The sequence below is a fragment of the Streptomyces odontomachi genome (assembly GCF_024435355.1).
Classification (GTDB): domain Bacteria; phylum Actinomycetota; class Actinomycetes; order Streptomycetales; family Streptomycetaceae; genus Streptomyces; species Streptomyces odontomachi.
On sequence record NZ_JAMJWG010000035.1, the window covers coordinates 59,073 to 69,964 of the forward strand.

Consider the following 10,892-nt stretch of genomic DNA (forward strand, 5'->3'; position numbering starts at 1 on the left):
ATCCAGCCACGCCCTCACGTGCGGCAACGCCCGTCCGTCCGGCTCGGCCCGGACAGGTGGGGGACGTGCTCCGGAACCTGTGGGTGCGGAGTGTCACCGTGACTTTGTAGTCTGGGGCACAAGAACTCAACAAAAGACAGCGGTACGCGACGGCAGCGAGCCGCCGCACCCAAGAGAACCAGCCATGACATAAGGGGAGGAGCGCAGCCCAGCCGCCGCCGGTCCTCGGTAGTGGCCCCCGGGCGAACCCCGGGTGCTTCGATCGAAGACCGGCCAGCACACAAGGTGCGCTTCTCCGCCCGTCCCCGGCACACGCGCCGGGGACACTGACGATACGTAACGGAGAAACCGCTAGTGGAGAACGAGACCCACTACGCCGAAGCCGTCATCGACAACGGCTCCTTCGGCACCCGTACCATCCGCTTCGAGACGGGCCGGCTGGCCAAGCAGGCCGCCGGCAGCGCCGTCGCCTACCTGGACGACGACACCATGGTGCTGTCGGCCACCACGGCCTCCAAGCAGCCCAAGGACCAGCTCGACTTCTTCCCGCTCACGGTGGACGTCGAAGAGCGCATGTACGCGGCCGGCAAGATCCCCGGATCCTTCTTCCGCCGCGAGGGCCGCCCCTCCGAGGACGCGATCCTCACCTGCCGCCTGATCGACCGCCCCCTGCGCCCCTCCTTCAAGAAGGGCCTGCGCAACGAGATCCAGATCGTCGAGACGATCATGGCGCTCAACCCCGACCACCTCTACGACGTCGTGGCGATCAACGCGGCCTCGGCGTCCACCCAGCTCGCCGGGCTGCCCTTCTCCGGCCCGATCGGCGGCACCCGCGTCGCCCTCATCCGGGGCCAGTGGGTGGCCTTCCCCACCCACACCGAGCTCGAGGATGCCGTCTTCGACATGGTCGTCGCCGGCCGGGTGCTGGAAGACGGCGACGTCGCGATCATGATGGTCGAGGCCGAGGCCACCGAGCAGACCATCAAGCTGGTCGCAGGCGGCGTCGAGGCCCCCACCGAGGAGGTCGTCGCCGCCGGTCTGGAAGCCGCGAAGCCCTTCATCAAGGTCCTCTGCAAGGCCCAGTCGGACCTCGCAGCCAAGGCGGCCAAGCCCACCGGCGAGTTCCCGATCTTCCTCGACTACCAGGACGACGTCCTGGAGGCGCTCACCGCCGCCGTGCGTGACGAGCTCGCCGCCGCCCTCACCATCGCCGGCAAGCAGGAGCGCGAGACCGAGCTGGACCGCGTCAAGTCGCTCGCCGCCGAGAAGCTGCTGCCGCAGTTCGAGGGCCGCGAGAAGGAGATCTCCGGTGCCTACCGCGCGCTCACCAAGAAGCTGGTGCGCGAGCGCGTCATCAAGGAGAAGAAGCGCATCGACGGCCGCGGAGTCACCGACATCCGCACCCTGGCCGCCGAGGTCGAGGCCATCCCGCGGGTGCACGGCTCCGCGCTGTTCGAGCGTGGCGAGACCCAGATCCTGGGCGTCACCACCCTGAACATGCTCCGCATGGAGCAGCAGCTGGACACCCTCTCCCCGGTGACCCGCAAGCGCTACATGCACAACTACAACTTCCCGCCCTACTCCACCGGCGAGACCGGCCGCGTCGGCTCCCCCAAGCGCCGCGAGATCGGCCACGGCGCCCTCGCCGAGCGCGCCCTGGTGCCGGTACTGCCCGCCCGCGAGGACTTCCCCTACGCGATCCGCCAGGTCTCCGAGGCCCTCGGGTCCAACGGCTCGACGTCCATGGGCTCCGTCTGCGCCTCCACCATGTCGCTGCTGAACGCGGGCGTGCCCCTCAAGGCCCCCGTCGCCGGTATCGCCATGGGCCTGATCTCCCAGGAGATCGAGGGCGAGACGCACTACGTCACCCTCACCGACATCCTCGGTGCGGAGGACGCCTACGGCGACATGGACTTCAAGGTCGCCGGCACCCGGGACTTCGTCACCGCCCTCCAGCTCGACACCAAGCTGGACGGCATCCCGGCCTCCGTGCTGGCCGCCGCACTCAAGCAGGCCCGTGACGCCCGGCTGCACATCCTCGACGTGATGATGGAAGCCATCGACCGGCCCGACGAGATGTCCCCGAACGCCCCGCGGATCATCACCGTCAAGATCCCGGTGGACAAGATCGGTGAGGTCATCGGCCCCAAGGGCAAGATGATCAACCAGATCCAGGAGGACACCGGCGCCGACATCACCATCGAGGACGACGGCACCATCTACATCGGTGCCGCCGACGGGCCCTCCGCCGAGGCCGCCCGCGCCACGATCAACGGCATCGCCAACCCGACGATGCCCGAGGTCGGCGAGCGCTACCTGGGTACGGTCGTGAAGACCACCACCTTCGGTGCCTTCGTCTCCCTGCTGCCCGGCAAGGACGGACTGCTGCACATCTCGCAGATCCGCAAGCTCGCCGGCGGCAAGCGCGTGGAGAACGTCGACGACGTCCTCGGTGTGGGCCACAAGGTCCAGGTCGAGATCGCCGAGATCGACTCCCGCGGCAAGCTCTCCCTGATCCCGGTGATCGAGGGCGAGGACGATGCCGAAGGCGCCGAGAAGGCCGAGAAGAAGGACGACGCCGCCAAGTGACGTCCCAAGGCTCCAAGCCGACGGCCCGCACCTCTTCGCAGGTGCGGGCCGTCGCCCCGTCTCCCTCCGCCCGTACCCAAACCCTGCTCAAGGGCAAGGACGGCATCGGCACCGTCCGCCGCACGGTCCTGCCGGGCGGCCTGCGTGTCGTCACCGAGACCCTGCCCTCCGTCCGCTCCGCCACCTTCGGCATCTGGGCCCACGTCGGCTCGCGCGACGAGACCCCGACACTGAACGGCGCCACGCACTACCTGGAGCACCTGCTCTTCAAGGGCACCGAAAAGCGCTCCGCGCTGGACATCTCCTCCGCGATCGACGCGGTCGGCGGCGAGATGAACGCGTTCACGGCCAAGGAGTACACGTGCTACTACGCACGCGTCCTCGACACCGACCTCCCCCTGGCCATCGACGTGGTCTGCGACATGCTGACCGGCTCCCTCATCCTCCAGGACGACGTGGACGCCGAGCGCGGCGTCATCCTCGAAGAGATCGCCATGACGGAGGACGACCCGAGCGACTGCGTGCACGACCTGTTCGCGCACACCATGCTCGGCGACACCCCGCTGGGCCGCCCCGTACTCGGCACCGTCGACACGGTGAACGGCCTGACGGCCGACCGTATCCGTCGCTTCTACAAGCGGCACTACGACCCGAGACACCTGGTCGTGGCGGCCGCGGGCAACATCGACCACCAGAAGGTGGTCCGCCAGGTGCGCGCCGCGTTCGACAAGGCGGGCGCCCTCACCCAGACCGACGCCGAGCCGCTGGGCCCCCGTAGCGGCCGGAAGGCGGTGCGCACCGCAGGCCGGGTCGATCTGCTGGACCGCGCGACCGAGCAGGCGCACGTCATCCTCGGCATGCCCGGGCTGCACCGCACCGACGACCGGCGCTGGGCCATGGGCGTGCTGAACACCGCCCTGGGCGGGGGCATGTCCTCCCGGCTGTTCCAGGAGGTCCGGGAGAAGCGCGGCCTCGCCTACAGCGTGTACTCGTACACCTCCGGCTTCGCCGACTGCGGCCTGTTCGGCGTCTACGCCGGCTGCCGGCCGAACCAGGTGCACGACGTCCTGGGCATCTGCCGCGACGAGCTCGACCGGGTCGCCCAGCACGGCCTGTCCGACGACGAGATCGGCCGGGCGATCGGCCAGCTCTCCGGCTCGACCGTGCTCGGCCTGGAGGACACCGGCGCGCTGATGAACCGCATCGGCAAGAGCGAGCTGTGCTGGGGCGAGCAGATGTCGGTGGACGAGATGCTCGGCCACATATCCGCGGTCACCCCCGACGACGTCCGCGCCGTCGCACGCGACCTGCTGGGGCACCGTCCCTCGCTGTCCGTCATCGGCCCGCTCAAGGACAAGCAGGCCGCCCGGCTGCACGACGCCGTCGCCTGACCGCCGCCGGCCCCGACGCCGCCGGCTCCGGTCGGGCCGGTTCCGGGGGCGGCGGCGTTTCCGCATCCGCCCGGACGGCAGGGCTCCTCGAGGGCCCGCTGGCGCCACCCGGGCCCGTAGCGAGAAGGATCAAGGAATGAGCAAGTTGCGCGTGGCCGTCCTCGGCGCCCGGGGCCGCATCGGCTCCGAGGCGGCACGAGCCGTCGAGGCGGCCGAGGACATGGACCTGGTCGCCACCGTGGAGCAGGACGACCCCCTGACGACCCTGACAGACTCCGGCGCCCAGGTCGCCATCGAGCTGACCACCCCGGCGTCCGTCATGGACAACCTGGAGTTCTGCGTCCAGCACGGCATCCACGCCGTCGTCGGCACCACCGGCTGGACCGACGAACGCTTCGACCGGCTCAAGGGGTGGCTCGCCGACGCCCCCGGAACCGGCGTGTTCATCGCGCCGAACTTCTCCATCGGCGCCGTGCTGACCATGAAGTTCGCCGAGGTGGCTGCGCAGTACTTCGAGTCCACCGAGGTCATCGAGCTGCACCACCCGAACAAGGTCGACGCGCCCAGTGGCACCGCCGCCCGCACCGCCCAGCTGATCGCCGCCGCCCGCGCGCGGGCGGGCAGCGCCGAGCAGCCGGACGCCACCACGACCGCCCTGGACGGCGCCCGTGGCGCCCGCGTCGACGGCGTCCCCGTGCACTCGGTTCGGCTGCGCGGCCTGCTCGCGCACCAGGAGGTGCTGCTCGGCGGGGAGGGCGAGACGCTCACCATCCGCCATGACTCGCTGCACCACAGCAGCTTCATGCCGGGCATCCTGCTTGCGGCGCGGCGCGTGGCCGGCGCACCCGGCTTGACCTACGGTCTGGAACACTTCCTCGACCTGGGCTGAGGAGCGCCCCGTACCCGATGCGCGCGAAGATCAGCTACGCGGCCCTGGCCGCCGCTCTCCTGGGCCATGTCGTCCTGGCCGGCCAACGTGGTCTGCTGCTGATCCAGCACGGCACCCTGCTCACCGTGCTGCTCGGGGCGGCCGTGCTGGTGATCCCGGTGATCGGCCTGTGGTTCCTCTGGTCCAACACCCGGTTCGCCTGGCGGGCCGGCCGTCTCGCCGCCGAGCTCAGGGCCCAGGGCGGACTGCCGGCCGACGAGGTGGTCCGGCTGCCCAGCGGCCGCGCCGACCCCGCATCCGCCGACGCCGCCTTCCGGCGCCGCAGGGCGGAGACCGAACAGGCCCCCGACGACTGGCGCTGCTGGTTCCGGCTTGCCGTCGCCTACCGGGACGCCCGCGACACACCGCGAGCCCGGCACGCGATACGGCGGGCGATCGCTCTGCACGACGACAAGCCGGTCCGGGTCTGAGCCTCGGTGCCGCAAGGGCTGCCCCGGGTTCCGTGCGACATGGCGGTCCGGGTCGGGTTCAGTGCCGCTGGTACTCCGCGGCCCAGGCCGCCACGGCGTCCGAAGCGCGGTCGAAGGCGTCCCAACGGCCCAGGAAGTCGCTGTCGTGCGTGGTGAGCAGGGGCGGCTGCTCGCCGGGCCGGTCCGCGCGCGCCCATATGAGGGCTTCACCCTGCACCGTGCGTGGCAGACCCAGCCAGCGCACCGGCTGCTGCGCGGACCGCACGAAGGTGATCTGGTGCCAGCCGACCGTTCGGGTCACGAGGAAGCCGACGCGGCGCAGCCCGCGCGCGCTCACCCAGACCCCCATCCGCAGCAGGCGCAGCGCGCTGCCGATGATGAGCAGCGCCAGCACCGAACAGCTCGTGGCGCCGGAGAGCGTCCCCGCAAGCATGATGATCACGGCCGCGGCCAGCACATACGACGCCAGCAGCAGCAACAGTGCGGCAACGCCCACTCGCCAGGGCCCGAGCCGGTAGGGGCGGCGCCAGCGCTCACGGTCGTTCACCGGGAGTGTGGTGTTGGCAGGGGCCTCGTCGTACGCGCGGGCGGCCGTCAGAAAAGGCAGGGGCACAGCTGATCCTCACTCGATCCACGCACGGGCAATGGGGGTGAGGCTATCCAGCAGACGGAACACCCACCACCCTCGGGTCCCGCGGTACGGGGTTCTCGAGGGGGTGGGTGCGGTGTGCGTCAAACGTTGCGCTGGTCAGCTGCCGCGCTGGTCAGCGGCCGTTGGCTGCGCTCTTCTGTGCTTCGGACTGATGGATTCCGGTGGGCGTCTGGTCCGTCGATAGCGCCGGCATGCCCAGGATCAGGGAGCCGACGAGCCCGGCGGCAACGGTCAGGCCCAGGAGCATCCGGCCGGCCAGTTCCCCGCGGCTGGCCCGCTGGCGGGGCGGGGGAGTGACATCGCTACGGAACCTGTCGGCTTCGGCGATAAAGGCGAACGGAATGGGTTCACGCCGGCGGAACATGGGGGTGCTTCTCCTCGAACATTCACTTGTGAAGGTGGATCTTGTGTGGTGGAGCTGTGCGGAGGACCGAACGGCGCGGTGTGGCGCCGGGTCGACTCCCTCCACCACTACAGACGCTTGAATGCCCGAATGGGTGCCCCAATCACCGGAATTCGTGTGAGTTCACCTGTGTTCCGTAGGTCACACTGCATAGGGCGCCTTCACGGGAGTCTAGGGCCCTTCCCGGCGGTACACCGTGATGCGCCGCGGTATGTCGTCCCCGTCCCGTCCGGTGGCGGAGCCGGCCTCGGGCGGACGGCGTTGTCAGTGCCGGACCATAGAGTGGGCGGCGCCGAGATGCGAGGGAAGGACCAGCGCCGTGACCGAGACCCCAGACGACGACCTCAAGCCCAGCTTCCGCAGCGATGTCAGCGTAGAGCTGGTGAAGCACGCGGCCAGCGACACGGACGTGCTGTGGGCTGCCCGGGTGTCCACCGCGGGCGAGCAGTCCCTGGACGAGCTGAAGAAGGACCCGGAGCGCTCCAAGGGCCTGATCAACTACCTGATGCGGGACCGCCACGGCAGCCCCTTCGAGCACAACTCGATGACCTTCTTCATCAGTGCCCCGATCTTCGTCTTCCGGGAGTTCATGCGGCACCGCGTCGGCTGGTCGTACAACGAGGAGTCGGGCCGCTACCGCCGTCTCCAGCCCGTCTTCTACGTCCCCGGCGAGGACCGCCGGCTGGTCCAGGAGGGCCGCCCCGGCAAGTACGTCTTCGTGCCCGGCACCCAGGAGCAGCACGACCTGACCGCCCGTGTGATGGAGGAGTCGTACCGGCAGGCCTACGCGTCGTACCAGGAGATGCTGGCCGCCGGAGTCGCCCGGGAGGTGGCACGCTCGGTGCTGCCCGTGGGCCTCTTCTCCTCCATGTACGCGACCTGCAACGCCCGGTCCCTGATGCATTTCCTCGGGCTGCGCACCCAGCACGAGGAGGCGAAGGTGCCGTCCTTCCCGCAGCGCGAGATCGAGATGGTCGGCGAGCGGATGGAGGAGCAGTGGGCCCGGCTGATGCCGCTCACCCACGCGGCCTTCAACGCCAACGGCCGGGTCGCCCCGTAGTGAGGTCAGGCACACCGGCACCGGTCGCCGCGGCAGGGCGGACGTCCCCAGCAGCTGGCGACCGGCCGGACACGGCGCCGGTACCGGCTCGCCGGCGAGGTTGAATCGACTCCGCCAAATGTCCGTATTGCGGTATTTGCCGATGTTCATCTAGCCTGATCTGACGGGCCCGGCATTGCTTGAACCCCCGAGCAGGCAGTGCCGGGCCCCACCTGTACCCACGCCCGCACCACCGCCTCGGCGGCCTCTTATCCGCATACGTCTCGTCCCCCAAGGGGGGACCGGGCACTGAGCAGCGAGTAGCGTATTACCCATGGCTCCGACCTCCACTCCGCAGACCCCCTTCGGGCGGGTCCTCACCGCCATGGTCACGCCCTTCACGCCGGACGGTGCTCTTGACCTCGATGGCGCCCAACGGCTCGCGACCCATCTGGTCGACGCGGGCAACGACGGCATCGTCCTCAACGGCACCACCGGCGAATCGCCGACGACCAGCAATGCGGAGAAAACGGACCTGGTACGAGCCGTCCTGGAGGCCGTCGGCGACCGGGCTCATATCATCGCGGGCGTCGGCACGAACGACACCCGGCACAGCATCGAGCTGGCCCGAGCCGCCGAACAGGCCGGCGCACACGGCCTGCTGACCGTCACCCCGTACTACAACAAGCCGCCGCAGGAAGGCCTCTACCAGCACTTCACGGCGATCGCCGACGCCACCGAGCTGCCGGTGATGCTCTACGACATTCCCGGCCGCAGCGGAGTGCCGATCAACACCGAGACGATCGTCCGGCTGGCCGAGCACCCGAAGATCGTCGCGAACAAGGACGCCAAGGGCGACCTCGGACGGGCCAGCTGGGCCATCGCCCGGTCGGCTCTCGCCTGGTACTCCGGCGACGACATGCTCAACCTTCCGCTGCTGTCCGTCGGCGCCGTCGGATTCGTCTCCGTCGTCGGGCACGTCGTGACGCCGGAGCTGCGGGCGATGCTGGAGGCCTTCACCGCGGGTGACGTGCAGAAGGCCACCGAGATCCACCAGAAGCTGCTGCCCGTCTTCACCGGCATGTTCCGTACCCAAGGCGTGATCACCACCAAGGCGGCCCTCGGTATGCAGGGCCTGCCCGGCGGCCCGCTCCGCCTCCCCCTCGTGGAACTGTCGCCCGAAGAGACCTATCAGCTGAAGATCGACCTGGCCGCCGGCGGGGTACAGCTATAGAAGAAGGGCCGCCGGTGCACTGTCCCAGGCCGCCCACCCACCACAGTCTTCACAACTGAATATCTACATACAGGAACACATGCCTACAACTCCATACGCACCTCTGCACAAGTCCATACGCAGCACTCCGATCCGCCCCACCGGATCCGACAGCACCGATTCCGGGCCCACCGGAAGCGGCCCACGCAGGGCATCGCGCCACGTCGTGATCCCCCGCGCCGCGCGTCATGGAGCAGGGCACCGGCCCTGCCTTCTTCCGCACCGGGCAGCGGCCCACCCCTTGCCCGCACCATCACATTGCACGAAATCATGCGCGCCACGTGCCCCGGGTACGTGGCGCGCATGGTGAGGAGAGTCTTTTGAGCCATCCGCACCCTGAACTCGGCGCGCCGCCGGACCTGCCACCCGGCGGTCTGCGCGTCACCCCACTAGGCGGCCTCGGAGAGATCGGCCGCAACATGACCGTCTTCGAATTCGGAGGCCGTCTGCTGATCGTCGACTGCGGAGTGCTCTTCCCTGAGGAGGAGCAGCCCGGAGTCGACCTGATCCTGCCGGACTTCTCGTCCCTGCGGGAGCGCCTCGACGACATCGAGGGCATCGTTCTCACCCACGGTCACGAGGACCACATCGGCGGCGTACCGTTCCTGCTCCGCGAGAAGCCGGACATCCCGTTGATCGGTTCCAAGCTGACCCTCGCGCTGATCGAGGCGAAGCTCCAGGAGCACCGGATCCGTCCGTACACGCTGGAGGTCGCGGAGGGGCAGAGCGAGCGCATCGGCCCCTTCGACTGCGAGTTCGTCGCCGTCAACCACTCGATTCCGGACGCCCTCGCCGTGGCCATCCGCACCCCTGCGGGCCTCGTCGTGCACACCGGCGACTTCAAGATGGACCAGCTCCCGCTGGACAATCGCCTCACCGACCTGCACGCCTTCGCCCGGCTCAGCGAGGAGGGCATCGATCTGCTCCTCGCTGACTCGACCAACGCCGAGGTGCCCGGCTTCACGCCGCACGAGCGGGATATCAGCCAGGTGCTGCGCCAGGTCTTCGCCAGTGCCCGCAAGCGGATCATCGTGGCCAGTTTCGCCAGCCATGTGCACCGCATCCAGCAGATCCTCGACGCGGCGCACGAGTACGGCCGCCGGGTCGCCTTCGTCGGCCGCTCGATGGTCCGCAACATGGGCATCGCCCGTGACCTCGGCTATCTCCGGGTGCCCCCGGGACTGGTCGTCGACGTCAAGACCCTCGACGACCTGCCGGACCACGAGATCGTGCTCATCTGCACCGGTTCGCAGGGCGAGCCGATGGCGGCGCTGTCCCGGATGGCCAACCGCGACCACCAGATCCGCATCGTCGAGGGCGACACGGTGATCCTCGCCTCGTCCCTCATCCCGGGCAACGAGAACGCGGTCTACCGCGTGATCAACGGACTCACCCGCTGGGGCGCGAACGTCGTCCACAAGGGAAACGCGAAGGTACACGTCTCCGGCCATGCCTCGGCCGGCGAGCTGCTGTACTTCTACAACATCTGCCGGCCCAAGAACCTCATGCCGGTACACGGCGAGTGGCGCCACCTACGTGCCAACGCCGAGCTCGGGGCCCTCACCGGTGTCCCCCACGACCACATCGTGATCGCGGAGGACGGCGTGGTCGTCGACCTCGTCGCGGGCAAGGCGAAGATCGCCGGCAAGGTCCAGGCCGGTTACGTCTATGTGGACGGCCTCTCCGTCGGTGACGTCGACGAGGCATCCCTGAAGGACCGTCGCATCCTCGGAGACGAAGGCTTCATCTCCGTCTTCGTCGCCGTCGACTCCACCACCGGCAAGATGACGGCCGGACCGCATGTGCTGGCACGCGGATCAGGTATCGACGACGCGGCCTTCTCCGCCGTCATCCCGAAGATCGAGGAGGCTCTACAGCGCTCGGCCCAGGACGGCGTTGTCGAGCCCCACCAGCTCCAACAGCTCGTCCGTCGTACGGTCGGCAAGTGGGTCTCCGACACCTACCGCCGTCGTCCGATGATCGTTCCGGTCGTGGTCGAGGTCTGATCCGGCCGGCTCGGACCGGCCACCAACTTCGGGCGGGGCGCCTCGATTTGCATCTGGGCGCCCCGCTCCAGTACGTTTACGACCCCACCTCAACGGGAACCTGAGTCGCTCTCACCGGGCGCCGGGAGGACCGGAGGAGGGGATTCCGATCCAGATCAGATCTTCTGATAAAGTCGGAAA

The 10,892-nt window shown here is 69.2% G+C and carries 9 protein-coding genes; 7 read left to right on the forward strand and 2 right to left on the reverse strand.

The features are described from left to right. Positions 1 to 354 precede the first annotated feature (354 nt). From NQO67_RS40390 to NQO67_RS40405, 4 genes are all read left to right on the forward strand, one after another. Positions 355 to 2,589, forward strand: coding sequence for a polyribonucleotide nucleotidyltransferase (locus tag NQO67_RS40390; protein ID WP_255955544.1), 2,235 nt, complete (start codon positions 355 to 357; stop codon positions 2,587 to 2,589). Then, positions 2,586 to 3,980, forward strand: coding sequence for a M16 family metallopeptidase (locus NQO67_RS40395; RefSeq protein WP_255955546.1), 1,395 nt, complete (start codon positions 2,586 to 2,588; stop codon positions 3,978 to 3,980). The genes NQO67_RS40390 and NQO67_RS40395 overlap by 4 nt, the downstream gene beginning before the upstream one ends. 136 nt (positions 3,981 to 4,116) lie before the next feature. Then, positions 4,117 to 4,869: a 4-hydroxy-tetrahydrodipicolinate reductase gene (dapB, locus tag NQO67_RS40400; RefSeq protein WP_255955548.1), complete on the forward strand. Its 753-nt coding sequence runs from the start codon at positions 4,117 to 4,119 to the stop codon at positions 4,867 to 4,869. A 17-nt stretch (positions 4,870 to 4,886) separates the two neighbouring features. After that, positions 4,887 to 5,339, forward strand: coding sequence for a tetratricopeptide repeat protein (locus NQO67_RS40405; protein ID WP_255955549.1), 453 nt, complete (start codon positions 4,887 to 4,889; stop codon positions 5,337 to 5,339). A 58-nt stretch (positions 5,340 to 5,397) separates the two neighbouring features. Here the strand turns inward: NQO67_RS40405 and NQO67_RS40410 are convergent, their stop codons facing one another. Together NQO67_RS40410 and NQO67_RS40415 are read right to left on the reverse strand one after the other, a co-directional pair. Then, positions 5,398 to 5,952, reverse strand: coding sequence for an SCO5741 family PH domain-containing membrane protein (locus tag NQO67_RS40410; RefSeq protein ID WP_255955550.1), 555 nt, complete (start codon positions 5,950 to 5,952; stop codon positions 5,398 to 5,400). 151 nt (positions 5,953 to 6,103) lie between these two features. Beyond that, positions 6,104 to 6,355 carry a hypothetical protein gene (locus NQO67_RS40415; protein ID WP_255955551.1) on the reverse strand — a complete coding sequence of 84 codons (252 nt, stop codon included), beginning with the start codon at positions 6,353 to 6,355 and terminating at the stop codon, positions 6,104 to 6,106. Positions 6,356 to 6,713: 358 nt separating this feature from the next. Here NQO67_RS40415 and thyX point away from each other — a divergent pair, with 358 nt between their 5' ends. From thyX to NQO67_RS40430, 3 genes are all read left to right on the forward strand, one after another. Further along, positions 6,714 to 7,454, forward strand: a complete 741-nt coding sequence (gene thyX, locus NQO67_RS40420) for an FAD-dependent thymidylate synthase (RefSeq protein WP_255955553.1) — start codon at positions 6,714 to 6,716, stop codon at positions 7,452 to 7,454. Between the two features lie 313 nt (positions 7,455 to 7,767). Beyond that, entirely contained in the window at positions 7,768 to 8,667 is a 900-nt protein-coding gene (dapA, locus tag NQO67_RS40425) for a 4-hydroxy-tetrahydrodipicolinate synthase (protein ID WP_255955554.1), read from the forward strand. Between the two features lie 359 nt (positions 8,668 to 9,026). Next, positions 9,027 to 10,712, forward strand: coding sequence for a ribonuclease J (locus NQO67_RS40430; RefSeq protein ID WP_255955555.1), 1,686 nt, complete (start codon positions 9,027 to 9,029; stop codon positions 10,710 to 10,712). Positions 10,713 to 10,892 lie beyond the last annotated feature (180 nt).